Below are 26,356 nucleotides of genomic sequence, written 5' to 3' on the forward strand. Positions count from 1 at the left end.
GATGGCCACCGTCGAATACCGCAACATAGCCAAGAGCTACGGCTCGTTCGCGGTCATGCACGACCTTAACCTCAGCATCGCAGACGGCGAATTCGCGGTTCTGCTGGGTGCGTCCGGCTGCGGCAAGACCACGCTGCTGCGCATGACCGCTGGGCTCGAAACCGTCACAGCCGGAGACCTCTTAATCGACGATCTACGGGTCAACGACGTTCCGCCGCGCGACCGGGACATCGCGATGGTCTTTCAGAACTACGCGCTCTATCCCACCATGACCGTCGCGGAAAACATCTCCTTCTCACTCGAAATCCGCTCCGTACCGAAGGTGGAGCGACGACGGCGCGCCGAGGACGCTGCAGCGCTCGTCGGCTTAACGGAGCACCTCAACCGCTATCCTCGGGAACTGTCTGGCGGACAGCGACAGCGGGTCGCGATGGCACGCGCCATGGTGCGGGACGCGAAGGTCTTTCTGTTCGACGAACCACTCTCCAATTTGGATGCGAAGCTGCGCGCCCAGATGCGCTTCGAGATCCGGCAGTTGCACGACCGCCTCGGGACCACGACGATCTACGTCACTCATGACCAGATCGAGGCCATGACCATGGCGGACAAGATCGTGCTGATGCGGGGCGGAGAGATCGAACAGGTTGGCTCACCGGACGAGCTTTACGACCGACCGGTCAGCCGCTTTGCAGCCGACTTCATAGGGTCGCCGGCCATGAATTTCGTGGAGGGCACGGTGGAGGCGAACGGAAATGCCCCCACCTTCGTCGCCGAAGGCATGCATCTCGGACTCCCGACCAGTGTCTCGGTGACGCCTGGTCATCAGGTCGTCTGCGGGATGCGGCCCGCCGACCTGATGCTGGACTCGGACGGCAGTGTCGAAGGTCATTTGATCTTGGCGGAGAAAACCGGACCCGATCTGCAACTTCATATGACCGTCGCGGGGCAAGACTTCATCGCAACGGCGCCGCGCGATGCTAAAGTGAGCGCCGGCGACCGAGTGCGTCTCGCAGTGGCGCCGGAGAATCTCCACCTGTTCGACCCAGTCAGCGGACAACGTCTGTGACATCCACAGGAAATCCATTCCAAGCGCTGCGCGACAGCGCCGACTTCGCCCGCCTGCGCGACCTTTCAGTCCGGATCGGGAGCGATCCACTTCAGGTTCAGGGCGCCGGCGGCAACACCTCGCTCAAGGGCGGAGGTGCCATGTGGGTAAAAGCTTCCGGCACCTGGCTTGCCGACGCCGGGACGAAGGACATCATGGTGCCCGTGCGGGCGGCGGACCTCGCTGCCGAGTTGGCTGCGGGCGGTGAGCCGGAAGCCGCCGCGTTCGTCGCGCCACCCGGGGCACCGAAGGGCTTGCGCCCCTCCATCGAGACCACTCTGCATGCCGCGATGCCGCAGCGAGTCGTACTGCATACCCATTGCGTTGCCACCATCGCGCTCGCGATTCGGGAGGACGGCACCGCAATCCTGCGCCGGGAATTGGCCGATCTGAATCCCATCATCTTACCTTACGTGATGCCGGGTCTGCCGCTCGCGCAGGCGCTTATGGCGGAGGCGAGTCCGGATCGCCCCGTCGCCGTTCTGGGAAACCATGGCCTGATCGTTGCGGGCGACAGTCCGGGCGGAGCCGAAGCTCTGCTGTTCGACGTCTCGGGACGGTTGGAGCGCGCCGTGGCACCGCCACTGGCGGCAGAGGCAACCGGACCCGACAGTCCGAATGCCCTATTCAGCTCTCGCTACCGACCGGTTGAAGCCGCTGCCCTTCAGGCTGTGGCGCGCTCGCCCCGGCACCTTGCCCTGGCAGCGCGCGGGCCCTTCTTTCCGGATCATGTTGTCTTTCTCGAGCCGGACCTTCGCATTGCCGATGAGAACGAGGACTTGGAAACGGCAGCCGATCGACTGACCCGGGACGGACAGGCACCGACACTCGTCCTGCTGCCGGGTGTGGGGGCAGCCATCCGGCGCGATGCCTCGCCGGCCGCCGAGGCCATGGCACGCGGTCTCGGCGACGTCATCGCACGGGTACCTCCGGAGGCATCGGTACAGGCGCTGGCTCCAGCGGAGGTGGCGGAGCTCTTGGGTTGGGATGCGGAGAAGTATCGGCACGGACTCAGCTTGGCACCGTCGCAAGGATGAAGCGAGAGCCGGTGCAAAAGTCAGATCGCCTGGCACTCGGTATCGACGTCGGAACTTCCGGCGTCCGCGCGGCTTTGATCGATTCGAACGGAGCGTTGGCCGGCTTCTCGGCCGCCTGGATGGCCGATAACGGCAGCGACCTGCGCGATCCCGCGGTTTGGGAGCGGACCTTAGCAGCGGCGTTGGCAGGGTTGGATCCTCTGTTGCGCTCGCGGGCCGGCGCCGTCTCGGTCGACGGAACCTCCGGTACGGTGCTGGCGCTCGACGCGGACGGCGCGCCGCTTGGTAACGCACTGCTCTACAACGACAGAGTTGAGGGCCCAGGGATTCCAGCCGCGATCGCGGAGGTTGCACCCCGGACCAGCGCGGCGCATGGTTCGAGTTCGGGCTTGGCGCGCGCGATGGCTCTGGCCGCCAACCCCGGAACTCGGCGCATCGTCCATCAAGCAGACTGGGTCGCTGGCCTCCTGTCTGGCTGTCCCTGGATCAGCGACGAGTCCAACGCCCTGAAAACCGGCTACGACCCGCTTCTGCGGTGTTGGCCCATCTGGCTCGACGCACTGATCGCACCCGATCTATTACCCAAGGTGATGCCAGCCGGAGCGCAGGCGGGCATCGTGACGGCGGAGGCGGCCACGCGCTACGGTCTGCCTTCGAGTGCCATTGTGGTCGCCGGCATGACCGACGGCTGTGCATCTTTCTTCGCAACCGGCGCCGACCGTCCCGGCGACGGCGTCACGGCGCTCGGTACGACCTTGACCCTTAAACTTCTGTCCCATGAGCCGATCTTCGACCCCGACTGCGGAATCTACAGCCATCGCATCGGGACCTACTGGCTTGCCGGTGGTGCCTCGAACTCCGGGGGCGGCGCCTTGGCAAATCACTTCACCGCGCAGGAGATCACGGACTTGTCGGCACGGATCGATCCGGATTGCGACTCCGGTCTCGACTACTACCCCTTACCGCAAGCCGGCGAACGCTTCCCGCTTGCCGACCCGGAGCTCTCCCCGCGTGTCGATCCCCGACCAGACGACGACGCCCTGTTCCTCAAGGGACTGCTGGAAGGAATCGCCCGCATCGAGGCGACAGGCTACCGCCGGCTGGCTGGGCTTGGCGCACCGCCGCTCGCGCGCTTGCGCAGCGTTGGCGGAGGCGCCAGAAACACGGTCTGGAGCGCGATTCGGGAACGCATGCTTGCCGCCAAAGCGCTTCCTGCCGAGTCCGAAGAGGCCGCGGTAGGCGTGGCACAGCTGGCGCGTGCGGCGCTTGTCACTGCACCTGGGACCGACAGATGATTCCCGAGAGCCTCTCAGGTGTCGGCGAGATTGCGGAGCGGTTCGACGCCATTCTCCTCGATCAGTTCGGGGTGCTGCACGACGGCCGGGCGGCCTTCCCTGCCGCAAAGGATGCGGTCGCACGGCTTCGGGCGGCCGGACTGCGCTTGGCGGTACTCTCCAACTCCGGCAAGAGGGCAGAGGCAAACAGCGCTCGTCTGGCTGTCCTCGGCTTCGACCCGGACCATTTCGACGCCGTCGTCACCTCGGGTGAGCTGTGCCGCGAGCACCTGACAGCACAGCTCGCCAGCGGCCAGTTGGCTGCCGGAGCCTCCGTCTATGTGATTGCCAGCAGCAACGAGGGCTCTCCACTCGAAGGTCTACCTGTGAGGCGCGCCACCTGCGCCGACGAGGCAGCGCTCGTCTTGATCGCCGGACGCGATCCGCAGAAAGAGACGCCGGAGGGCGAACTTGCAACGCTGCAGACTTTGGCGCGGCGCGGCGTTCCCTGTATCTGCGCCAATCCAGACCGGACGATCTATGCAGACGGCAAGCCGGCACCGGGTCCCGGCCTTCTGGCGAAAGCCTATGCGGAGTCCGGCGGGCCGATCGAGATAATCGGTAAGCCGCATGCCCCGATCTTCGAGGCCTCTCTGGAGGCACTCGGGCGGCCTCTTCCGACGCGCACTCTCATGGTCGGCGACAGCTGCGAGCACGACGTCACCGGGGCTTCCGCGCTTGGCCTGGCAACCCTGCTGATTGAAGGGGGTGTGCAGGCCAGCGCATCTTTCGACGGCGCCCTGCCCGACTTCGTCGCACCGATCTTCGCGTGGTAGCAACGGCCAGTTCAGACCTCAGTCCAGAAGTTAGGAGCCCGACCCGATGGCGGCGCAGATCGAGCCGTTTACAGTTCCAACCACCGACGTAGACACAGCCTTCGATCGCTACGAAGCAATTCGCGTGCGCCTGCCCCAAGCCCACTTCGCAGCGGACAGCCGGCGGGTTCGCGATCTCGGCGCAATCGCCGACTCGTTCGATGTTTTCATACTGGATGCCTTTGGCGTCTTGAACGTCGGCGACCGCGCAATTCCCGGGGCCGTCGAACGAATCGCAGCCCTGAGAGCGGCTGGCAAACGGCTCTTCGTGCTGACCAATGCAGCCAGCTATCCGCGCTCCGTCGCGCTTGCCAAATACCGCAGCTTCGGCTTCGACTTTACACCGGAGGAAGTGGTGTCGAGCCGCGATGTGACATCGTCGGCCCTCGCGAACTTGGCCGATGGCGGGCTCTGGGCGGCTGCGAGCGGGCCGGCTCCGGACCTGTCGGACCTGACTGGGCGTATCGAAAATCTCGAGGAAGACCCGAGTCTGTTCGAGCGGGCCGACGGATTTCTGTTGCTGTCGAGTGCGAACTGGACGGCAGACCGGCAAAGCGCTCTCGTCACGGCCTTGACGGACCATCCTCGACCTTTGCTCGTCGGCAACCCCGATCTGGTCGCGCCGCGCGAAAACGGCCTGACCCTGGAGCCCGGCTGGTGGGCGCATGCCATCGCCGACCGTACTACCGTGGTTCCAGAGTTCTTCGGCAAGCCTTACGCCAATGCCTTCGCGGCGATCGAAAGGCGGTGTCCGGAGGTCAAGAGCCTACGCGTGGCGATGGTAGGCGACACCTTGCACACCGATATTCTGGGGGGCCGTGCTGCTGGCTTTACTGCTATTCTGATCACCGACCACGGCCTGTTCGCCGGACGAGCCGCGGAGACCTACGTTGCACGCTCCGGTATCGTTCCGGACATCGTCTGCCGAACAACCTGAGGGCAGTGGACGTCAGTCTGCGCTCATACGAAGCTTCGTAAGGTGTTCGGTTCACCCCTGTCGCCGAATGTCGCCCGCCGCTACTGTGAACAATCGGATAGAAGTGTAGGCAGTTCCGATCCCGGCGCCTCTCCTGGCCTCATCTTAAATGGCCGCGGGGGCGTTTCGATTGCGATCTTCGTAATGCACGGAACAATGGAATTGCAGCCGCCCCACGAGAGCGCGCCATCGGGAGGTGGGGTCTTTGAAAACAACAGCATTGGCTTCTGTTGTTTTGGTGTGTATTGCAGGTCGTAATCCCTGTATAGCAGTTCTCCAGATGCCGGAGTGAGCTTGGTAGTGAATAAAATTTTTCGAACCGGGCGCAGTTTCGAGCCGGCTTTGGTCGATCTTGTTATCGCGGCGCGTCCGAACTTCATGAAGATCTCGCCTTTGTATCGGGCTCTGTCGGCCGCCGGAATCTGCCGTCTGCGCCTGGTTCATACCGGCCAGCACTACGACGATGCCATGTCCGGGTCTTTCCTGCGGGAGCTCGGTCTGCCCGAACCCGACATACATCTGGAGGTTGGGAGTGGCAGTCACGCACAGCAGACGGCTGGCGTCATGACCGCCTACGAAGCGGCTTGCCTGGAGGAGCGGCCGGACTGGGTGGTCGTGCCCGGCGACGTGAACTCCACGATGGCCTGCGCTGTAACGGCGAAGAAACTCGGCCTGCAGGTCATCCATCTTGAAGCCGGTCTTCGCTCGTTCGATCGCAGCATGCCGGAAGAGATCAACCGGGTTCTGACCGACTCGATCGCGGATGTCTTTTGGACTCCGTCGGCTGATGCCGACGATAACCTGCGGCGCGAGGGAATGACTGAGAGCGCCATCGTGCGAATCGGCAATATCATGATTGATACGCTTGAGACGATGCGGTCGAGGATCGAAGCAGCAATGGCACCTGGTGAGCAGCATGAATTCGGGCTCGTGACCTTGCATCGCCCTGCGAACGTGGATACCCACGAGGCTCTGGGAGAGATCGTATCGGCGCTCGTGAAACTGTCCCGACATCTAAAGTTGACCTTCCCCGTGCATCCTCGGACGGCCGGTCGCTTGCGTGAGTTTGGGATGATGGAGGCGTTGGACGCCGCGCCGGGCATCGAAGTGATCGCGCCACTCGGTTACATCGACTTCATGGCACGCGTTTTCCGGGCCCGTCTCGTCATCACCGATTCCGGGGGGCTGCAGGAAGAGACGACGTATCTCGGCATTCCCTGTATCACTCTGCGGCCGAACACCGAGCGTCCGATCACCGTTTCCGTCGGAACCAACAGGCTAGTCGCGCGCAGCGACCTGATTGCCGCTGCCGAGCGCGCGCTCTCGGACCACACCGGAACGGGCGACGTGCCCGAACTCTGGGACGGGCGCACCGCCGAACGCGCGGCGTCGCACCTCGCAGACCTATTGAGCTGCTGAGACGATGTGCGGGATCGCCGGCGCCGTCGGCCTTCGCACAGAGGCCCTTGTCCTTGAGCGGATGCTGGACAGCATCCGTCATCGGGGTCCCGACGACAGCGGGACGCTGATCGCCGGGGAAATCGCCATTGGGATGCGGCGCCTGTCGATCATCGACATCGCCCATGGTCACCAGCCGATCTTCAATGACGACGCGACGCTATCCATCGTCTTCAATGGCGAAATCTACAACTACCGGGAACTCCGCCGTGAGCTCGAGGCGGAGGGGCGTCGGTTCCGTACCCAGAGCGATACCGAAGTCATCCTCCGCCTGTTCGAGCGTGACGGTCCGGATTGCGTCAGCGCGCTACGGGGGATGTTCACCTTTGCGATCGCTGATACCCGGCGCAACCGCCTGTTTATTGCCCGAGACCGATTGGGTATCAAACCGCTCTACCTGTATCAGGCTGGCCGCGAACTGGTGTTCGGCTCCGAAATCAAGGCACTGCTGGAGCATCCCGCAGTGCCGCGCGAGCCTGAGCCCGCGGCCCTGGCGGACTACCTGACCCTGCGCTACGTCCCCGGCCCCCGCAGCCTGTTTGCCGATATAGAGAAGTTCCCGCCTGCTCACTGGTTGCTTTGGGACAATGGCGAGCTGCGCTGGCAGCGCTACTGGGGACTGGAAGGGCTTGCGCCGGACAGTGCAGTGCGTCCTGACGGCGAGTATCAGGAGCGTTTCGACGAGCTTTTCAACGAAAGCGTACGGCTGCGCATGATCAGCGACGTTCCGCTCGGCACATTCCTTAGCGGGGGTCTCGATTCCGGCGCTATCGCCGCCTCGATGTCCGGGCGGGCGGACTCGCCCGTGCGCAGCTTCTCCGTCGGCTTCGACTGGCAGGGCGACGAGTTGGAGGGCGCTCGCGAAACTGCTCGGAAACTCGCCTGCAATCACACCGAGGTGCTTTGTCAAGCCGAGGACTTCGCGCAGCTGCCGCAACTGGTCTGGCACCTTGATGAGCCGGTCGGCGACGCCATCGTCATGCCCATGTTCCTGCTCTCGAAGCGCGCCCGCGAGGATGTGACCGTGGTGCTGACGGGCGAGGGGGCCGACGAGACCATGGCCGGTTACTTCATGCACAAGGTGCTTGATCGTACCGCGCTTTACCGACGGACCGTTCCCGCGCCGCTGCGGGCCTTGGGCCGTTTCGGCGCCGGCTTGGCCCCACCGGCTTTGCTCGACCGCCTGTTCGACTATCCCGGCAGTCTCGGAGGTAAGGGCAAGCAGCGGCTGCTCGAATACCTCAAGGTGATAGAGACCGGCGATCTTGATGCGCGTTACCGCTTCCTGATCTCGCTTTTCGACTCTGACGACCTGAAGCGTCTGTGGCCCGATCGGCCTGAGCCGGCCGGAGATGCGACGGCTCTCGCAGCCGGGGCGCAGGATCTTGAGCGCATTCTGCGTCAACAATATGCGCACTGGTTGCCGGACGATATCCTGTGCAAGCAGGACAAGATGACCATGGCGAACTCCGTTGAAGGCCGAGTCCCCTTCATGGATCACAAACTGGTGGAGTTCCTCGCCACCGTGCCAAGGCATCTGAAACTCGGTCGGGTCGGCAACAAGGCGATCCTGCGGAACTACCTGCACCGCCGCCTGCCGCACCTGGACCGCCGCAAGAAGGCAGCCTTCTACATTCCCGTCGATAACTATCTGCGACAAGGACCTCTGGCTAAACTTAGCGACGAACTGCTAAGCGAAGACAGCGTGAAGCGTCGCGGATTGTTTCAATGGGAAGAAGTCCGGCATTTGCGCAGCAGCGTCAGTGAGGGCGAATTCCTATACGGCAAGCAGGTTTTTTCCCTGCTTGCACTGGAGCTGTGGTTCAGGATCTTCATCGAAAACGAGAGCGGCTGGGATGTCGGACCACCATCGCCGCCGCCACGCCATCTCGATTGGACACCTGCCAGATGAGAGCCGTTCTCCAGAACTTCAAAACCGGTGCGATGGAAGTTGCGGAGGTTCCACCGCCCGCCCTTAAGCCGGGTGGTGTGTTGGTGGCCAATGCGGCCTCTCTGATAAGCGCCGGTACCGAGAAGGCGGTGATCGAGCTGGCTAAGATGAATCCGCTGCAGAAGGCGCGGACTCGCCCCGATTTGGTCAAGAAGGTGCTGGCGAAAGCCGGGCAGGAGGGACTGCTTGGCACGGCGCGTATCGTCAACAACTTGGTCAGTGCGCCCTTGCCACTCGGTTACTCCTGCGCCGGAGTGGTAACGGCGGTCGGCGCCGGTGTTACCGATATTCAGCCCGGCATGCAGGTCGCCTGCGCAGGTCTTGGCTACGCCAACCATGCCGAAGTCATCTTTGTTCCGCGCAACCTCTGCACGCCGATCCCCGAAGGCGTCAGCTTCGCCGAGGCTGCCTTTGTCACCGTTGGGGCAATCGCCATGCACGGGGTACGTCAAGCCGAGCTGACCCTTGGAGAGAGCGTCGTTGTCGTCGGATTGGGACTCGTTGGGCAGCTTACCGTGCAGATCTGTCTGGCTGCCGGTTGCCGGGTATTCGGTATCGACCCTCAACATGAAAAGCTGGAACTCGCCCGGCAGCTCGGCGCGCAGGCGGCAGCCGCCCCGGGAAGAGAATTGACGGACCAAGTGCTCACCTTTACGGGCGGCAGAGGCACCGATGCGGTCCTGGTCACCGCCGCAACGAAGAGTAGCCAGCCAATGGTCCAGGCCGCCGAGCTTGCACGCGATCGCGCACGGGTCGTTGCGGTCGGCGAGGTCGGAATGGACCTGCCCCGCCGTGCTTACTACGACAAGGAGATCGATATCCGCCTGTCACGCTCTTACGGGCCCGGACGCTACGACCCGGCCTACGAGGAGAAGGGGCAGGACTATCCGCTTGGCTACGTCCGCTGGACCGAGAATCGCAACATGGCCGCTTTCCTGCAACTGGTCGCCGATGGGCGGCTGCGGACCGAGCCGCTGTTGACCCACCGCTACGCCATAGCCAAGGCTGAGACCGCCTATGGTCACCTGCTCGGCGAATCCATGGATCCCTATATCGGTATCCTGCTGGAGTACGATCCGCAGCGCGTCCAGCCAACCGCCGTGCCGCTGACCGAAGCCAAGCTTTCCGCGCGCGCACCGGATGGAGAGATCCGCTTCGGAGTCATCGGAGCCGGCCAGTTCGCCCAGGGGGTTCTACTGCCTCGGCTAAAGGCTGTTGCGGGCGTGCGCTTCCAGAGCTTCGCCACCGGCAGCGGCCTGACGGCCCGTGCCGTCGCGCAGAAGTATGGAGCGCAGACCTGTACGTCTGATTACCGGGAGCTGCTGCAGGACGAGGCCGTGGACGCGGTTTTGATCGCCACCCGTCATGACCAGCACGCTTCGATGGTAAGCGATGCCCTTAGGGCCGGTAAGCATGTTTTCGTCGAGAAACCTCTGGTCTTGAGCCGAGATGAGTTGGAGACGGTTGCTGCCGCCTACCAAGGCGTCGGCAGGCAGCTCCTGATCGGCTTCAACCGGCGCTTCTCGCCGATGTCGCGCACGCTCAAAGAGGCTCTTTCCGGCGCGCCGCTGGTGATGACATACCGGATCAATGCTGGCCCGATTCCGGCAGGCCACTGGCACCAGGATGCCGAGGTCGGCGGCGGCCGGATCGTCGGTGAGGTCTGTCACTTCATCGACGTGATGCAGTACCTGACGGGCGCGTCGCCGATAGAGGTGCATGCGCTCGCCGCGCAGACCGGTCAAGCTCTGCCGGCCGACCCGGACTGCCTGACCGTCAGTCTGAGTTTTTCCGACGGTTCGGTCGGCTCGATCGCCTACGTTTCGAACGGCGATCCAAGCTTTCCGAAGGAGCGGCTGGAAGTCTTCGGCGGCGGTATGACGGCCGTTATCGATAACTGGCGCAAGCTGCGCGTCCAGGGCGCCGGACGCAAGGTTTCGAAACGGGCTCTGTTCGAGGCCGAGAAGGGCCACGCGCAGGAGCTTCAAGCCTTTGTCGACGCCATCCGAACCGGGGATCCTGCGATCGCCTTCGATGACCTTCTGGCGACCACGACGGCGACCTTCGCAATCCAGGAGTCGCTGAGGCGAGGTGGGGGTGTTGAGGTGAGCTGAATGAGCTATCGAAACGCGGACAGATGCCTCCGTTTACAGCAGATTGAATCATAGGAGCGGAAAGACGTCGTGAACGGTATCATTTTGAAGGGAAGAGCTGCCATTTTTCCGATTGTCGCCAGCATTCTAGCGCTGGTGCTCGCACTGTCCGCGACTGGATCGGATGCCGGTCCCATTTCGGGAGCGCTCGACATTCGAAAAAGCGATATTCTCAGCTTTGTTGAAATAATAAGAAATAGTGTCATTTTCGATCATTCAATCTACGTTCCAGTTGCGAATAAAATTTCGAGTGTTGTGCCATTTCAGATACTGTTGAATGAAATCTCGGTGGGTGACCGTTCCTCAGAATATATTTTTATAATATTATATTCCTTACAAACATTTATATTGACATTCAGTATCTTGGCGCTGAGTTACGTGGCGACCGGAAGTAAATCTGCCAGCATTTTATTCTTATGTGTGATTCTGACATCTCAAATTTCTTTGTTCTTCGATATTCGTGTCATATCATCGTCGCTTTCCATAAGCTTGGTCTTTTGGGCTCTGGCGGCTCTCCTTTCCGGGCGCGTGGTGTTGGCAGGCGCGATTTCCGGAGTGATCACCTGCATCCATCCGACTTTTGGCTTGTTTGCGATGGCTGCGCTGGGGTTTTCGTTAATTCTGAGCGCGCCGCCCACTACAAAAGCAGGCCGGTCAGCGATCATATCTTGTGTTGTCGCGTACTTTATCGCTAGCGCGCCGTTTTTCTTGTTGTATGCTCTCCATAGTGATCGGAATACTTTTAGTCTTCCTGATACAGAGACCTGGTGGGGGTTGCTCCGCCAACTCAACAACTTGGCCTTTCCCTTGTCACGCGGTATTCCGCACGTGGCAGGCCATATGCTCACTTTCTTGCTGGCGGCACTTCTTATTGTTGCTGTCGATTGGAAGAGTTTGAAAAACAGGCTGATTGCATCGATGCTGTTGTTTTGTTTTTCGGCCTATCTAATTCAAATGTTTTTCACCTCTGTTATACAGAGCTCCTTGATTGCGCAAATGGCTTTGAATCACAGGGCCAACTCTATTGGGTTGCATCTGTCTTATCTCGCAATTATCGTTGCGATGCTCAACATTTCAAATAATAGATTTGTATTGTCGTGGTTTTTTCTGGGATTAACTATGGTTTTTTTCAAGTCAACATTGTTTGAGGAGTCCGATCCTCATTCGCTGTTTCTTGTTCTGCCGCGTGACGACTATGTAAGAGCGGATACTTTGCTACCTGTCGTTGCTGCCCTGGCCTTGGTTGTCATGGAACGAACCGTCACTTGGCGATGGGGCCTGCTTGCCCGCTTCATGATGGCTCTCGCAGTCGCCGCGCTGGCCATGAGCTGTGCCTGGGTTTTCCAAACGCCCGCATACCATGGGTACGCCTTGGTGATGGGCGTTTGGGTCCTTGCCGAACTTCTATATCGGTTAGAGGGGCTGGCTGCGAGCGCGCTGGCGAAGGTGAAGTCAGTGGTCATGGCGCGCGGGGCACTTCTGCGCTCTGCGACTCTTCCGTCGTCGATACTCGTTACGGTTCTCGCCCTATTTGCTACGGCTGAAGTGGCTACGCGCCTCCCTGTCAAAGAGCCCACTGAGCGTTGGGCGAAGCTGATCACGGATGGTAAGCGCGTTCCATGGATCAAGAGATTTCTCGACGAGCATACGTCACCCGAAGATCGGGTGGTTCTGAAGCCTTTGCGGGCGGAGGGATTGTGGCTTAGCCCGTCACCTTGGCGCGGTGCCTATCTGGACAGTTATGAAGGGCATTTCTTGCTATACATGCCTTCGCATTTGGACGAATTCCTATCTCGCTTGCAGCCTTACAGCTACGATAAAGTAATCACCGACTCAGGAGAAATTGACGAGCGGACTTGGCAGCATGTCGTTGCTATCCGGCAGAAAATAACTGATGTCATGAATATTGACGATCGTGCAAAATGGGTTTTAACCTATAAACGTTATACCTGTGGAAAAGATAAAATATATGCAACTTTCACAGAAAATGATGGACCCCCGTCTTTTTATACTGAACCGGTATTAATCCGAATCGAAGATCTCGATCCGACCTGTCTTCCAGACGGATAGGGAAAGTGCAGACGCATGAACCTTGTCCCCCCCCCCTATCTCGCACCGGTACTCGACCAGATTCCGCGATTGATTTCGCGCCTCGACCGGGAACCCTTCTCCAAAAGCTACGGCTCGCTCGATCGCACCTACTGGGCTTGGAAGTTTACGGATTTCCCCGGCGCCCGCTTTCAGGAAGCGGCCTACAGCCTCGCCAAGCTCTATCGGCTCCGGCAGCCCGCCAATCCGCTGTTCGAGCATCCGCGTGCCTTGAGCTGGGCAAAGGCGATCTTCGCGAACTGGGCGAGCCTGCAATACCCGGATGGCTCCTTCGATGAAGCCTATCCCTACGAACACAGCCTTGCAGCGACGGCCTTCACCGGCTTCTACGTCGGTGAGGCCTATTGCATCCTGCAGGATCAGCTTGAGGCGGCCGAGCGCGTTCGACTCGTTGACTGCTTCCGGAAGGCCGGGGATTGGCTTCGCCGCAACGACGAAACGCATGGTGTGCTGTCCAACCACTTGGCTGCCGCCGCCGCGGCGCTGACGGTCATCGCAAAGATCACGGGTGATGAAGGCTACACGACACGGGCGCGGCATTTCCTGCAGCGAATCTACGCCCATCAATCGAAGGAAGGCTGGTATGAGGAGTATGGCGGCGCCGACCCGGGCTATCAGACGCATGGCACCTTCTATCTTGCCCGCATCTGGCAACTGACCGGCGACGATCAACTGCTGGAGAGTCTCAAGAAGTCAGTCGCGTTCCTAAAGCATTTCATCCATCCGGACGGCAGCCTCGGCGGAGAGTACGGTAGTCGCAACACGGCTTTCTACTTCCCGGCAGGTTTCGAAATTCTGGCTCCGGTCTGTGACGATGCAGCCTCTATCGCCCAGTTTATGCGAGCGTCCGTAGAGCGGCAGATTTGCGTCGGACTGGCAGCAATGGACGCTTACAACCTTCTACCGATGCTGAACAACTGTCTGGCCGCGGCCGAAGCGTTAGTCGGCAGTGACAGAGATGCCGCGCTGACCACGCGTCGGAAGGTCTCTGTCCTGCCTTGTCAGACCGAGGGCCGCTGGAGTTTTCCCGACGCCGGGTTGTTCGTCCTTGCGGAGGGACCGAACTTCATGGTCGTCGGGGGGAGCAAAGGGGGTGTCGTCAAACTGTTTCGGCGGACCGGCGATGCGGCCCGCTTGGCCGCCAGCGATTGCGGGTGGTGGGTGCGCTTAGGCAAGGGGGTCGCGAGCAGTCAGCTGTTCGACCGCGGCATAGCGCTGACGTTAGGCAGCGAAGAGCTGTCGCTCGAAAGCGGATTTGTGCGGGTGAACCAGCGCCTCATGACACCTTGGCTGTTCATGGCGTTTCGCCTGTTTTGCTTGCTCCTGGGCCGATCGCAGACTATTGCCTACCGAGTGAAGGCTCTGCTCGTGAAGGTTTTAGTCAGCCGCAAGCGACCTGTGCCACTGAGGATGAGACGACGCATCATGCTGAGCACCGGTCGGCTGGTAATCGAGGACTGCTTGGTACCTGAGGGGCCGCTGCGGGTGGATGAGCTTGGCCGCGGCGAGAACTTCGCCAGCATCCATATGGGGTCAGCACGCTACTATCAGCCATCCGACCTGCTGACCGCGCCACCTCGCATGGAGCGGTCGCCCGATCTGCGGGCCTTATCCGCCGGTCAGCCGGTGACAACGCGCCTGGTGTGGGAGTTCGAGTGAGCAGTGACACCGTGACGGAATCTCTGCTGGCCGCCGACCGCGCAAATCGGCTATGCCCCACCGTGCGAAAACTGAATTTCAGCATCCGCACCGCGATCCGCACGGTGATTGTGGATCCAGCGTCGCTGCGTGCCTCAAGGCAGTCGTCGATCAGCCGCCAAGTCCAAGTCGCGGCGTCTGGCCGGCCGTCCCCCGTCTGGCACACAAAAGCGACCGCCTGTTGGAGGGGCGTGTGATTTCCGTCATCTGTCCATTCTACAACGAAGCCGCGATCATCGAAGGCGCCACGCGACACATGCTCGATCAGTTGGCCCAACTTGAAGAGCCTTGGGAGCTGATCCTGGTCGACGACGGATCGCGCGATGGTTCGCGCGACTTGTTGCAGCCCATCGCAAAGGAGTTCCCCGCCCTGCGGGCGATCGGCTACGCGCGCAACCGTGGCCGCGGTTTTGCCCTGAAGACCGGGATCGAGGCAGCGCGGGGAGATGTCGTGGTCACGACAGAAATCGACTGTTCCTGGGGCGACGACATTGTTGAGCGTCTGGTCGCCGAATTGCGCCGGCGGCCCGAGTTGGACATGGTGATCGCCTCTCCCAATCTGCCGGGCGGCGGTTACCGGAACGTGCCCGCCAAGCGGGTCTGGATCAGCCGGCTGGGCAACGCGCTGCTGCGTATCGGGAACAGCCGGGAGATCACCATGTACACCGGCATGACCAGGGCCTATCGGCGCGAGCGTTTCCTGGAGCTGGTGATCGACGAACCCGAGAAGGAGTTCCATCTGGAGGTTGCGCGAAAGGCTCAGGCCTTCGACTTCAAGATCAGCGAAATACCGGCTGTCCTCGAGTGGAAGGATCACCGCTTCGCCAAACCCGAGAGTGGCAAGCGCAAGTCCTCCTCGAAGATCCCGAAGCTGATGCGCACGCATCTTGTCTTCGCAATCGCCGCCTCTCCCTTCCGCTACATTATTCCGCTTGGACTGTTCGTTGCGGCGGTTAGCGTAGTCTTGCTCGGCGCAGCCGTGATCAATCTCTTCAACGAGGCACCATCGATCAACTTGGCTGTGCTGTCAGCGGTGGTCTTTCTCTTTGCCTTCATGATGATCGGCATCGGCGTGGTGGCCTACCAGGGCCGTGAGCTACAGAAGGAGATCTGGCGATTGCGGGGTGAGCAGAGGGAGATTGCACGCTCTCTGGAACGTCCGACCTCCCTCGTCCTAGATTCTCCGGCACAACGCGTGACTCCGCCGCGAAGCGACGGCGCGCACACCCGCTCTGCTGACACAAACGGCTGAGACGGCGGCGAGGCGACAAGTAAGGGATCTGCCTGATGTATGGACTGCTCCTGGTCTTCTGCTCCGCCTTATTCCTCGCCGGCGGCCAGATCGTGTTCAAGCTCGTTAGCACCCGCATGGAAGGCGATGGCTTCTCCGGCGGCATATTCCAGTTCGCGCTGCACGCCCTCAGCCAACCTTACATCTGGATAGGGGGAGGGCTGGCCGCTGGCGGCTTCGCAATCTACGTCTACGGGCTTAGGCTTGTGGACTTGTCGCGCGGAGCCCCAATCGCTGGCGGACTAATCATAGTATTGACCGTCCTGCTGTCGGGCCTGTTACTGCGCGAGCAAATTGGGTTGACGCGCGGTATTGGCATTGCCGCTATCGTCATCGGGATTGCGCTGGTTAGCCGCAGTTAAAGTGCCGATTGCATCAGCCTGCCGACAGCGTGTAGTCGAGCACAGCGGCCTTCGACGGTCGTATTGCCGCCTCTGCGTAGGACATCGGCAGGGCAGCGGCGACCAAGAGCCCGTAAACACGCAGGCGACCGCGTCGCCGGCTGCCGAGACTGCGCTTGATGAGGTTTTCTAAACTCATCGCCCACCCCGTAGGCATCGGGGTGTTGGTCGTGGCCTCGATCTTGAGGCCCCAGCGCTGCGAGCCTGCCTCCATGCCCTGCGGCGTGAAAAGAACCGTGTGATAAGGATAGTGCAGAGGCCCCCAATTCTGTCCAAAGAGCCGCCATGTTGCCGTCGCCACATTGGGCGTCTGTACCAGGATCACCCCATTCGGTGACAGGAGATGGCGCAAGCCCTGCATAGTGCTGTCGAGTTCGGTCAGGTGCTCGATGACATGGTGCATTCGAATCACATCGAAGGTGCGGCCAGCGTCCCGCAACTCACGTAAGCTGCCAACTCGAGTGACTTTTGGACGCGTCTCCCGTTCGGTCTCACGCAGGTTCGGCTCGTAGCCGACCAGATCGGTCATTCCTTCGGCTGCGAGATAGCCTAGGAAGCTACCGTCACCGCACCCGAAATCAAGCATGCGCGCATCCTGCCCGACCTGCCTTACGAAGGTCTGCGCCGCGCGTCGCTGCGCCATGCTGAGGAGCTTTGACAGCAGAGGAACATCCGGCCGCTCGTAGTTCTGATAGTCGGCGGGATAGAAGGCTAGCGCCTCCGCTTTGTCCGGCCAGGGATGCTGGAACAGTGAACCGCAGGTGCTACACTGGCGAACTTCGGTCGGCACGGCGCGCTCGACGAAGTACTCGAAGTCTTTGGGCGCGGCGATCGCCGTCGTGCTGAAATCCGATCGGCAAGCTTGGCAGGCCGTCACGCGCTATCCTTCATCAAAGCTTTCAACACCGGCAGATGCGATCGGGTATAGCGGTTCGGATCGCCTTCGACTGGGCGCGCCAGCGCGCGCAGGGCACGGAACGGAAGATGCGGCTTTGCGTGGTGCTCGTGGTGGAAGCACATGAGATGCGACGAGATCAGTATCCGGTCTAGCCAGGTGCCATCGACGGTCCGGCTTACATTGCTGTCAGCGAAGACGGCCCGACCGTGCGGATCGATCATGACGTGTTGCCCGTAAAGACGCAGGCGGCTGAGCAAGGGATACAGCGTGACAAGCGACGCATAGTACACGGCCCAGATCTCGGGGTGAGCGAACAGCATGGTCGTGCCAAGGAAGAGAAACTGCACAACTATGACCGGCCAGTACTGCCGAAGCGCCGAAGTCAGCGCGCCGTTTTGGCCGCCTGCGGAAGGGGCGCCGCCGTCGCTGACGGGTTTCAGACGATTAACGATTACCTGCAGATAGCTTAAGACGGCGGTCAGGCCACTCAAATCGCGCAGCAGCGCCAATACGACGCTGCGACGGTCCGTGACAATCGCGTAAACCGTATCCGGATCCTGAGCATTGAAGAAACGTTTCACGCCGTGATGCTCGAAGTGGCTGCGCCGCATCGCCGCGAGTGGCAAACCGAACAGGGCGGCTAGCATCCATGTGGAAACGAATGCGTTGGTCCGGCGCTCCGGGTGAATGTTGAAGTGTAGCCCCTCATGCAGCCACTCCGACGCATGCCGTTGATGCACTGCGCAGACGGGCAGTGATAGAAGCACCGCTGCCCAAAGCGGCAGAGCCGTAAAGGCGAACACAAGCCACGCCGTCAACGCCGCATGCATGGCTGCAATTTCGGCGATGTTGCGCCGCCCGTCGGCCAACGTCAGATAAGCTCTACGGCTCACCCGTTCGCGCACCCCTTTGGCAGCCAATGGGCTCACACTCCGGTCTTCCACGCGGATTCCCTCCTGCATCTTGCGCGAAGTATTGGTTCTGCAACGCTTCGTCAAGCACGAGCAGTCCAGCAGGTCAGGGCCGATCAGTCCTGCTGCACCAGAGTTTCACGTTGACCGCGTGGATACGACTGATGTCGGCGACCGGCGTGACAGACCCCAAGCAATACTGTCCCGATAAGAGTGGAAATGCAGCCCCCCTGTTCGGCGATCCTAAGCCGACCCTCTTCCCAGGAACAATGTGGCAAGTACCCAGTACGCTTCATTCCGGGTTCCAAGTACACGCTGCGGAAGCGACATCTTTCAAGGCGACGAGATAGTGCCCCTTTGTCTCTGCGAGGATCTTGTCCTCTTCGCAGGCGTGGCCGCGCTGGATCACGGCATAGCGAAGGCGCGGCATGTCAGCCTGCATATCGTCGATACGAGCCCGCCAGCCATCATTGTATTCTCTGGCGCGGACAAAATAAATAGTTCTATTGCACATGTAGACCCACAGATAACGATCCGCCCATCTGCAATATTGGTCGTCGAGTATTTTGTCCAGGTCAAGATTGTAGTTTTCCAGGCGTCGGACCACCATCCCGATAAGCTCTGGTGCGTAGAGCACGAACTGGCTTTCCGCGAAGCCGAGGTATACGGCCCGTTCTGTCAGGATGTGGTTGGAGATGTAGTTTTGGTGGGGCACCTGCAGGATGGCATCGTACTCGGTAGTGTAGCGCTTCAGCAGCTCGACGACGGCCGCGGCTTCGGCGTCGCTTGCCACGGTCGTCGACGTTCCCAGACTCTCCAAAGTGCGAAAGCCGCGCTTAACCATGTCGTTGCTGGACAACATCAACCAGATGCTGAGCGGAACGACGACCGCCAAAAACCAGCCTGGCGAGATTGGGTGCCGCAAACGCGGAAGAATCTGGATCCGGTAACCGCTCTGGACGACCCAGTTCGAGAGGAGTGCGAGCAGGCAGAAGACGTATGTCGGCTTTCCGTCGAAGGCGAGAATTGCGATGACGGCTGCCACGATGGCAGCGACCTCGGCAAAGGCGGCCCCTCGCCCCCGGAGAGTCAGGCAGAGGGCTGTCAGCAGAAAGACCAGGACATCGAAATGCCTGGCAATGGCGTAATCGAACGCATCCGCAGTGATCCCGTGCAGGTGGTCCGAGATCAAGGGCGCCAGATCGGGCGCCGAGAACAGCTGGTCCAACTGTTGCGCTGAGGCGGCGAGCAGCAAGAACACCCAGGGGATCGCTGTAGGCGGTCGGCTCGCGGCGTTCCGGAACCCCCACCTCGCGGCAATCAGCGTCGCGACGATGGCGAAGATGCCGACGTAAGGCGTGGCTCGGGTGAATACGATCTTGATCACCATCTCGGCGGGGCGCCAGTGCGTGAAGTAGACCTGTATGCACCAGAAGCCGAGAAGGACGGCGACGCACCAGAAGCCGCGAATCAGTATGGCCAGGTCTTGATCGAGCTTGTCTTGGAGACGCAGCGCGACCAGACGGCCCCAGAGGGCGAGCAGAACGGCGATCGCAGCGATGATCGACGCGACAACCGGAACACCATCGCCCATCGGCAGCGGATTGCTGGTCTTCGCGGTCAGAAACTTCAGCCAGAGCTCGTAATCGATGCTTCCGACAGCGCCGGCATTCGTCAGGTACTGGACGAAGAAGGGAACGGTGATCAGGCATATCGCGCAGCACTGCAGGTAAAGCTTCAGGGTCCGCCGGTTGCCCTGCAACAGATCCCACAGGGTCATGAGCGACAGAAAGCCCATGACGAAGATCATCAGAATGCCGGCATGAACCGCGTGGAAATAGAACATGACTGCCGCAATCAGCACGGCCCAGCGGAACCGCCCCATCAGGAAGAGCGCCAGAGCTAGAAATCCAAGACCAAGAACGATGGTCGAGGGAATGGCCTTTCCGTAGTACACAAACCGCATAAAGCGGCCAAAGGGGCCGAAAACCGCAAGTGGTATCATGAAGACCCCGAGAAGACGCAGTGAAAATGGCAAGCTAAATGTGAATAAAAATACCGTTTTCCCCAATGATGTAAAAAAAATCATTAAAAAGTAGAAAATTGAATATTGAATTTGCGCGCTAATACCCCAACCCCAAAGATGATCGCTTATCGCAATGAATAAATTTATCTCTCTGACACGTAGAGAGACCTCGTAGAGTAATGTTCCGGCATACTTTTCACTGTGATCTAGGATCTGCGACATGCTGATGAAGTCGTTGTCGTCCAGCGCGAACGACTCGCCGACCGAATAAGCGAAGAGGAACAGAAAATTCAGCAAGATACAGAGCAGTGTCGCCAGAATGGCGTACTGTGTCAGCGGATGTTGGTCCAACCAGAAGTGGGCGCGCCGAATTCCCTGCCATCCCCGTTTGCTCTGCCCCAAGGCCTGCTCGAAAGCAGGGACACGGTTCAGCAGAGCTTCGGCTATCTTGGCGACCCGGGCAGTGAGCGATCCCACACCACCTTGCATCTGCAACCCCTTGGAAACGGTCGAGAAGGGACCGCCTAGGACCCCCCCGGTGAGAGCTTGTGGCATGGTGCTAAAATGCCCTCAACCCCGCGCAGGGGCACGGCTTGCTCGTTCAGAGTTTCGTGAAGCGCACATAAATCAGAAGTCCGAGCCAGCGGTCCAGCAGGCGTCTCACCCACATCGGCGGCGGCGATCGAAAGAGAAAGCGCGTCGGAAAGAAGTGCAGTTCGACGCGGTCGACGCGGCAACCGGGCAGCATGTTCAGAAAGGCGCGCCGATCGTAAGCTCTGCCTATCGGATTTTCATTGCCATCGTAGAGACGGACCAAGTCTTCGGGACTCGCGACCTTGCCGAAATCGTTGCGGCCCGGTACCGCCGCGAACAGGAGCCGGACGAAGAAGCGCGTGATCGGCCAGATGCTCGGTTTCAGCAGAAAGTGGCGGTAGTAGAGAGCGATCATGCCACCGCTGCCTCGCCGAATGACACGAACGGCTTCTGCCATGGCCTGTTCCGTGTTGGGCGTGTGGTGCAAAACGCCGCTCGAGGTCACGAAATCGAAGCTCTCGTCATCGAAAGGCAGCCGCTCGGCGTTGCCGACCAGGAGTGTTGCCGATAGTTCGGACAATTGCAGACGCGAGCGAGTTAACTTGACCGCCGCCCGCGTCAGATCGATGCCGGTCGTTCGGGCCGCGCCCCGGGCAAAGTTCTCGACCAGCCAACCGTTTCCGCAACCGATATCCAGCACGCGCTGACCTGCGTGGCGATCGAATTCGTAGATTGACCGGGCAAACAGACCCTCGTCCTGTTCGCGGATACGATTGAAGTATTCGAAGAATGCCGGGGTCCCTGGTTCGGCTGCGACCTCGAGACTGCCCAGAGGGCGGCTCTCCCAGTAAGCGCGCACGGCTCCGATGTCGGGTTCTCGATCCATATTCGGACTAGAGCCTTACGTTTACAGTGTAGACGAGGTTGATATCGGCGAACGGCAGGCGCAAAGGGAACCAGTGTTCTTGCCGTTGAGGAAAAAGAAATCGGATCAAGGCCACCAACCGATAGCAGGCGTTGATGTGCTCGCGCGCGATGATGTAGTCCAAATTCAAGCCTTCTTTACGGAAGGAGCGCCGAGTGGTGAGCCAGCGACCCAGATTCCACGCGATACCGCCTTCCGTCGGAATTGAAATACTCAATACGCCACCCGGCCGTACCACTCTAGCCCACTCGTCTAAGACAGCGTGCGGCGCTGGCAGATGCTCGAGATTGTAGACCGAGATCAAGCGATTGAAGTGGTCGTCGGGAAAAGGAAGCCGCGTGGCGTCCGCGATAGCGCACGTCACTCCGGCCTTCCCGGCATGGCGCTGCGCAGCGCGCGCCAAAAGGCCTTCGTTGATGTCGGTCAGCCAGTAGCTGTCGAAGCGGTGACGAACGCTGTCGAGATGATGTCCCGAACCGGCTCCGACCTCGATCACGCGGGCAAAGTGAGACTCCGGACTGAAGGAGCGTTCGATCTGGCTGTGGCCGGCATTGTTGACGGCGGCAACGACCGGATTGCTTTCATAGTAGATGCGGTCGTAAATGCGAGGTGCTTGCTCCTGCCACCTTCGCCACTCCTCCTCACTCTGTACCTGGTTCTTGGCCATAGCCCCGCTACCCTAAGACATGCTGCACCCTGCATCTTCAGCGGCATGAGATCAACGTAACCTCAGCATTGCTACCAAGGCAGTACTGCGTCAGACACCGATTCAGCAAGGAAGACTTGCCAACCTGTGTGAAAAAGCGAGATCTCATCGACCATCAGGAGTACCGTCGGTTCGGTCGGCTCTTAGATGCCTTATTGATCAGGCTCACCAGCCTGGGGCGAACACAAAGAGGGGCGTCGGAGACCGCCCGCTGACTCTCTATGAATGGGGCGTTCGCGGGCGGGCTGCCCACCAATATCCAAGGTCCTGCTCGATGCCAAGTAGCTCGCAGTTACCCTCAAGATCCCCCCCCGGCTAAGTCATGACGGCAGCAGTGAGGCCAATCTGCTGGAAGATCTCGACACCGAACAGGTGCTACTGCGCCTACGAGTCCAATGCCCTGCGTCAGGTCATGGAAAAGCGCAACGCCTGCATCTGCATCAAGCCAGCGCCAGGCCGCCTCGGCCCGCCGGCCTTCTGTCCCTTCCTCTAATGCTACCTTTCCGAAGGTTTCTTTAACAAATTCAAACATTTCCGAGCAGTCGCCACGCGCTACGAAAAGCGCACCAAACACGACACAGCCCTCGTCAAGCTCGCTGCAACTAGACTTTAGCTACGCACTTATGGGGCGGTGACCTAGTCAGGTGCAAACCAAAGACGTGGAAGAAGCGAGCATAGCCGTCGGATCCATTAGCGCATTAAGACGGAATCGGCGCAACATTGCTCGAAGAGGCGGCGGTAGCCTTAGGAAGCGGTTGCTCGAGAGCCGAGTTCGGCACTCTCCGAAGGTGGTGCAATGGCGCACAGGACGGCCAGCATTATGGATGTGCCTCCGCGTTGTCTTGGCGGCTTGCTCTGAATGCGTCGAAGGCACCGAGGACGAGCGCCGCGAAGAGGCCGAGTGCTAAGCCGAAAACGACGCTGATCGCACTGATCTGTCCAATGCTACGGCCACCAGACCGCAGCTCCGCTTGGCCTGTGGGTTGAGCCTTTCGCAATTGAGCGACGCGAAGTTCGAAATTGAGTAGATTCCAGCGCTCGTTGACCAAGCTCTTTCGCCAACTCATTTCTGAATTCTCATAGAGAACAATCTCGCCCACTTCTGGACTAACTTTCTCGAGCTTCGCGATTGCCGTCTCAGCGATTCGGATTTGCTGGAAGCGCAGTTCCCTCTGCTCGTCCATTATCTCAGTCACGGCGCGGGCATGGACGTTGAACAATTCAGCCGCGGAGGTCGCTGCAGCATCCGCATGGGCGAGGGCCTCGCTGGCCGAAAGGGCCGAGCAGGTGACCTCAAGAGTCGGAAACGTAAGGTTAAGAGCGACTGTAGAGCAGCCTTGATAATCAGCGGAGTCGAAGCCTCCTTCATTCAGGAACCGCTCCACCCGGTTTACGTTACTCAGATATTCCGGCACATACTCGCGATAATCGGGCGGCACCCAGCCCCAGAGAACTGAGCTAGAGGCCCGGTACGAGGAACCACCCACTTGCCCCCAATAGAAGATCGCAACGCCGGAAATCAATGCCAAAAATAGACTGAGTATAGCGCGTCGACGCGCAGCAGCCAACATCGACCATATTGAGATAGCGGGCGTCATGATCTAGGCATTACCTCCGTGTTGGCCGCTGATATCTTCTACATTTGGGACTCTTTAGGCGATCGAAATATCTCTGACCTTTTGGGCCGGTCTCTATAGACGGCGAGACCAGTGGCGGCCGCTGCGACGGCCAGCCACGGCCATAAGTCATTTACAAACAGACCAGCCTGCAATACGAGCGTGATGGCAACCACGTCCAGTGCCTCTGGCCGGTGTTCGGCAGATACCATAAACCAAAGTGCAATAACGAAGGGTACACTACCTACAAGTCCGAAGGCGACCAGCAGAACTATAGGAAATGTGTGGGACATGTAGCCGGCGAAACGCGTTCGCTCCACCGCCGCTTCTCCGATGCCCAGCATAGGATGCTTAGCAAAAAGGGACATCAAGTCTATGTTGGTCGCAAGTCGCGAGACTGCGCTCAGGCGGTCGTCAGAAGAACCGAGCAAGGCATTGGCATGAGCTTGGATCAGCGGTAGGCCGAAGGCCAAGAGCAAGAGCGCGGCCAGAGTTATGCTCAAGCCCAGCCAAGCCCCCCTCAAAGAACGATCCGCGCGTAACAGATATCGCGCTGCCATGAGGATTGCCAGAACGACGAAGCCACCACGAGCGCCGTTCAGTCCGAAGTGTAGTAGGGCGAAGCCCGGCAGCAGAGCATGAACTGCGACCGGCGGCAGGCCGCGATTTAGGAACCAGCCATAAAAGCATGCGAAGACGAGCAGAAACGAGATTCCGTTGCGCTGAACGAACTCGCCAGGGTTAGCGCCAAGCGCCGGTAGGCCGAACTGGTGCAGCAGGAGCAGCAGTAGGTGGACTCCCGCGATCGCCAATGCCATCCAGAAGAGACAGGAGAGCAAAAGCAAGAGATCCCCAAAGGCATCGCGATAGGCGCGCGCAAGCAGAAAGCCTGAATAGAAGACGGCTAGATCGATCAGCAACGGGCCACCACTGCCCGGCGCTTCCATCCGGTGAAATGTCACGACGGCCGCCCCGATCGCCCACGCCACGATGAAGATGACGTCGACCGGATACAGCGCTTGCGTCTTGCTTTCGTAGCGCGCTGTGAAAACCATGGCCAGGAAGAGCACTGCGACGAACGGCAAGAGATAAGGAGGGCGACCGCCGAGCAACGGCAGCGGCAAGGCCCATATCTCGATGATCAAGCGCGGAACATCGAAGATGTAAAGGCCGATCAGGCAGGCCGATAGCCACGCTAAACCAGTCGCCGTCAACCGGTACACGACTGCTGTTCCTTAATCGCTGCTAGATCGGCCTCGACAGCGGCAATCAGATCCCCCTCCCGATCTTCAGGGTGCACAATGCCCTTGCCGCGCGCGCCCGCGAAATCCAACCGCCCGTGACAGAACGGTACGCCGAAGAATTCGAGATTAACGTCAAGGTATCGTGCTGAAGCCTCCGCGCCCGAATCTACGCTGTCGCGCAACGCCTTGTCGACGCAGTTGTAGAAGGGCAGACCGAAGTACAGCGTTCCCCACATGGTATTGCTCAGGCCACCGATCACCCCCCTCCGCACGCCGGGCAGGAAGGCTTCGAACGGCAGCCAGTCTCGCTTCGTCACCTCGCGGATTGGCGTACAGCGACGCAGAACGCGTTCGTGTAGGAACGCTGTGTAAAGCTTTGCTGCAAAGCGGCCGAGCGCGGCCGGGGCTCGAGAACCCGCCTGTGCCAAGCCGCTCGCGCCGGGCATCAACCGCAAGGCCTGTGCCAGTCGTACATAGCCTGGCGGCGCCAAGTAGTCTCGATACTCTCCGTTATGCGGTTTGTAGATGACTGTTTCATCGGGGTCGATCTGTGCCAGCAGATTCAGCACAGTATGCAAAAAAGCATGTTTATGGGATTCGTGCCTGAAACTGAAGCCTGTGGGTGTGGCAACGACCCAGTCCGCCCTGAAGTCGGGTTCGAGCCGGGTCGGGCCATAGGGGAATCCGACTTGCTCGACCTCTAGGCCGCGATGCCAATGCTCTGCATTGCGGCGGTTCAGGAGGAAGCGACGGAACCGGTCGCAGGGCACGTAGAGCTTCTCGACACCGAACTGGCTGAGATAGCGCTCGTGCCTGTCCAATCCCGCCATGGCCAGGGGCATCAGACCGACCACACGGCGCGGCTGTACCGCTGCGAAGACCTGCTCGACGGCAGAGTCGCCGTAGGGGCGCTGCAAGACAATCATCAGGTCGCACCGATGGCCCGTGCCTTCGATCAGTTCGGCGCCTGCGGCGGTGCAGGCCTCGACAAAGCGGTCTTGCTGATGCCCCGCCTTGTCCCGCTCCTGCTGCGCCAGCGGCATGAGGTAAAGGCCGATCCGATAGCGCGGCACGAGCGCTTGCAGTAGGCACAGGAAGGGGGCGCCACTCCGGAAGTAGTCGAGCGCCAGGACGACGTCAAACCCGTCGGGTTCGGAGCTAGACATGT

At 60.3% G+C, this 26,356-nt stretch carries 21 protein-coding genes; 13 read left to right on the forward strand and 8 right to left on the reverse strand.

Annotated features, from left to right (window positions below; genetic code table 11):
* The first annotated feature begins 1 nt into the window (after position 1).
* The 12 genes from DBZ32_RS08310 to DBZ32_RS08365 all read left to right on the forward strand — a co-directional run bounded on the left by DBZ32_RS08310 (position 2) and on the right by DBZ32_RS08365 (position 16,289).
* Positions 2–1,066, forward strand: coding sequence for an ABC transporter ATP-binding protein (locus DBZ32_RS08310; protein WP_119166671.1), 1,065 nt, complete (start codon positions 2–4; stop codon positions 1,064–1,066).
* Positions 1,063–2,142 carry a class II aldolase/adducin family protein gene (locus DBZ32_RS08315; RefSeq protein WP_235830101.1) on the forward strand — a complete coding sequence of 360 codons (1,080 nt, stop codon included), beginning with the start codon at positions 1,063–1,065 and terminating at the stop codon, positions 2,140–2,142. The genes DBZ32_RS08310 and DBZ32_RS08315 overlap by 4 nt, the downstream gene beginning before the upstream one ends.
* An 11-nt stretch (positions 2,143–2,153) precedes the next feature.
* On the forward strand, positions 2,154–3,437 hold the full coding sequence (locus DBZ32_RS08320) for an FGGY-family carbohydrate kinase (protein WP_235830102.1): 1,284 nt from the start codon (positions 2,154–2,156) through the stop codon (positions 3,435–3,437).
* The gene (locus DBZ32_RS08325) at positions 3,434–4,252 is read left to right on the forward strand and encodes a TIGR01459 family HAD-type hydrolase (RefSeq protein ID WP_119166673.1); all 819 of its coding nucleotides are present in this window, start codon (positions 3,434–3,436) and stop codon (positions 4,250–4,252) included. Before DBZ32_RS08320 ends, DBZ32_RS08325 begins: the two co-directional genes overlap by 4 nt.
* A 46-nt stretch (positions 4,253–4,298) precedes the next feature.
* Complete coding sequence (locus DBZ32_RS08330; protein ID WP_119166674.1) at positions 4,299–5,228, forward strand: HAD-IIA family hydrolase; 930 nt, start codon at positions 4,299–4,301, stop codon at positions 5,226–5,228.
* 339 nt (positions 5,229–5,567) lie between these two features.
* Positions 5,568–6,686 (forward strand): non-hydrolyzing UDP-N-acetylglucosamine 2-epimerase, encoded by a 1,119-nt coding sequence (gene wecB / locus DBZ32_RS08335; protein ID WP_235830103.1) that lies wholly within the window; start codon positions 5,568–5,570, stop codon positions 6,684–6,686.
* A gap of 4 nt (positions 6,687–6,690) precedes the next feature.
* Positions 6,691–8,637 carry an asparagine synthase (glutamine-hydrolyzing) gene (asnB, locus tag DBZ32_RS08340; protein ID WP_119166675.1) on the forward strand — a complete coding sequence of 649 codons (1,947 nt, stop codon included), beginning with the start codon at positions 6,691–6,693 and terminating at the stop codon, positions 8,635–8,637.
* Complete coding sequence (locus tag DBZ32_RS08345) at positions 8,634–10,790, forward strand: bi-domain-containing oxidoreductase (protein ID WP_119166676.1); 2,157 nt, start codon at positions 8,634–8,636, stop codon at positions 10,788–10,790. Before asnB ends, DBZ32_RS08345 begins: the two co-directional genes overlap by 4 nt.
* A 69-nt stretch (positions 10,791–10,859) precedes the next feature.
* Positions 10,860–12,899, forward strand: coding sequence for a hypothetical protein (locus tag DBZ32_RS08350; protein WP_162906635.1), 2,040 nt, complete (start codon positions 10,860–10,862; stop codon positions 12,897–12,899).
* 69 nt (positions 12,900–12,968) lie between these two features.
* Positions 12,969–14,597 (forward strand): glycoside hydrolase family protein, encoded by a 1,629-nt coding sequence (locus tag DBZ32_RS08355; protein WP_162906636.1) that lies wholly within the window; start codon positions 12,969–12,971, stop codon positions 14,595–14,597.
* 232 nt (positions 14,598–14,829) lie between these two features.
* Positions 14,830–15,888 carry a glycosyltransferase family 2 protein gene (locus tag DBZ32_RS08360; RefSeq protein ID WP_162906637.1) on the forward strand — a complete coding sequence of 353 codons (1,059 nt, stop codon included), beginning with the start codon at positions 14,830–14,832 and terminating at the stop codon, positions 15,886–15,888.
* Positions 15,889–15,923: 35 nt separating this feature from the next.
* A complete protein-coding gene (locus DBZ32_RS08365; RefSeq protein WP_119166680.1) occupies positions 15,924–16,289 on the forward strand; it encodes an EamA family transporter in 366 nt (121 codons plus the stop codon).
* A gap of 13 nt (positions 16,290–16,302) precedes the next feature.
* On the opposite strand, the gene DBZ32_RS08370 is transcribed toward DBZ32_RS08365, so the two are convergent.
* The 5 genes from DBZ32_RS08370 to DBZ32_RS08390 all read right to left on the reverse strand — a co-directional run bounded on the left by DBZ32_RS08370 (position 16,303) and on the right by DBZ32_RS08390 (position 22,289).
* Positions 16,303–17,205 (reverse strand): class I SAM-dependent methyltransferase, encoded by a 903-nt coding sequence (locus DBZ32_RS08370; protein WP_119166681.1) that lies wholly within the window; start codon positions 17,203–17,205, stop codon positions 16,303–16,305.
* On the reverse strand, positions 17,202–18,224 hold the full coding sequence (locus DBZ32_RS08375) for a fatty acid desaturase family protein (RefSeq protein WP_162906638.1): 1,023 nt from the start codon (positions 18,222–18,224) through the stop codon (positions 17,202–17,204). Before DBZ32_RS08375 ends, DBZ32_RS08370 begins: the two co-directional genes overlap by 4 nt.
* 205 nt (positions 18,225–18,429) lie before the next feature.
* Positions 18,430–20,652: a hypothetical protein gene (locus DBZ32_RS08380; RefSeq protein ID WP_162906639.1), complete on the reverse strand. Its 2,223-nt coding sequence runs from the start codon at positions 20,650–20,652 to the stop codon at positions 18,430–18,432.
* Between the two features lie 112 nt (positions 20,653–20,764).
* Positions 20,765–21,583, reverse strand: coding sequence for a class I SAM-dependent methyltransferase (locus tag DBZ32_RS08385; protein WP_119166684.1), 819 nt, complete (start codon positions 21,581–21,583; stop codon positions 20,765–20,767).
* A 7-nt stretch (positions 21,584–21,590) separates the two neighbouring features.
* Positions 21,591–22,289: a class I SAM-dependent methyltransferase gene (locus DBZ32_RS08390; protein ID WP_119166685.1), complete on the reverse strand. Its 699-nt coding sequence runs from the start codon at positions 22,287–22,289 to the stop codon at positions 21,591–21,593.
* Between the two features lie 361 nt (positions 22,290–22,650).
* Between DBZ32_RS08390 and DBZ32_RS22035 the strand changes: the two genes are divergently transcribed.
* Positions 22,651–22,821, forward strand: coding sequence for a hypothetical protein (locus DBZ32_RS22035; protein ID WP_162906640.1), 171 nt, complete (start codon positions 22,651–22,653; stop codon positions 22,819–22,821).
* Between the two features lie 325 nt (positions 22,822–23,146).
* Here DBZ32_RS22035 and DBZ32_RS08400 read toward each other — a convergent pair whose 3' ends face one another.
* Genes DBZ32_RS08400 through DBZ32_RS08410 form a run of 3 tightly spaced genes read right to left on the reverse strand, consistent with a single transcriptional unit; the run spans position 23,147 to position 26,354 of the window.
* Positions 23,147–23,926, reverse strand: a complete 780-nt coding sequence (locus DBZ32_RS08400) for a hypothetical protein (protein ID WP_119166686.1) — start codon at positions 23,924–23,926, stop codon at positions 23,147–23,149.
* Between the two features lie 38 nt (positions 23,927–23,964).
* Entirely contained in the window at positions 23,965–25,167 is a 1,203-nt protein-coding gene (locus DBZ32_RS08405; RefSeq protein ID WP_119166687.1) for a hypothetical protein, read from the reverse strand.
* A complete protein-coding gene (locus DBZ32_RS08410; protein ID WP_119166688.1) occupies positions 25,155–26,354 on the reverse strand; it encodes a hypothetical protein in 1,200 nt (399 codons plus the stop codon). The genes DBZ32_RS08405 and DBZ32_RS08410 overlap by 13 nt, the downstream gene beginning before the upstream one ends.
* Positions 26,355–26,356: the final 2 nt, after the last annotated feature.

The organism is Algihabitans albus, assembly GCF_003572205.1.
Taxonomy (GTDB): domain Bacteria; phylum Pseudomonadota; class Alphaproteobacteria; order Kiloniellales; family DSM-21159; genus Algihabitans; species Algihabitans albus.